We start from the raw sequence: 307 nt of genomic DNA on the forward strand, positions 1-307 counted from the left end.
ACAATTCTTATGAATACAATCCATAAGGTGATGCTTCTCGGTTTGTTATATCTTCTTATTTTATCTGGTTTTCAAAGAACAAATAAGCTGACGATTTATAATTAAATCAGCTTGAGTTTGGTGGAGCCTAGCGGGATCGAACCGCTGACCTCCTGCGTGCAAAGCAGGCGCTCTCCCAGCTGAGCTAAGGCCCCACAAATAAAAAAGCTAACGTGTGATGGGCCTGAGTGGACTCGAACCACCGACCTCACGCTTATCAGGCGTGCGCTCTAACCAGCTGAGCTACAGGCCCACATTAACTTTATAA

General features: G+C 45.3%; 2 tRNA genes. Both read right to left on the bottom strand.

The features are described 5' to 3' along the window. Positions 1-118 precede the first annotated feature (118 nt). Positions 119-194 (bottom strand) — tRNA-Ala (locus IPU53_RS24725). Between the two features lie 24 nt (positions 195-218). Next, a tRNA-Ile gene (locus IPU53_RS24730) sits at positions 219-292 on the bottom strand. Positions 293-307: the final 15 nt, after the last annotated feature.

The organism is Bacillus sp. SD088 (assembly GCF_017355205.1).
Classification (GTDB): Bacteria; Bacillota; Bacilli; order Bacillales; family Bacillaceae_C; genus Lederbergia.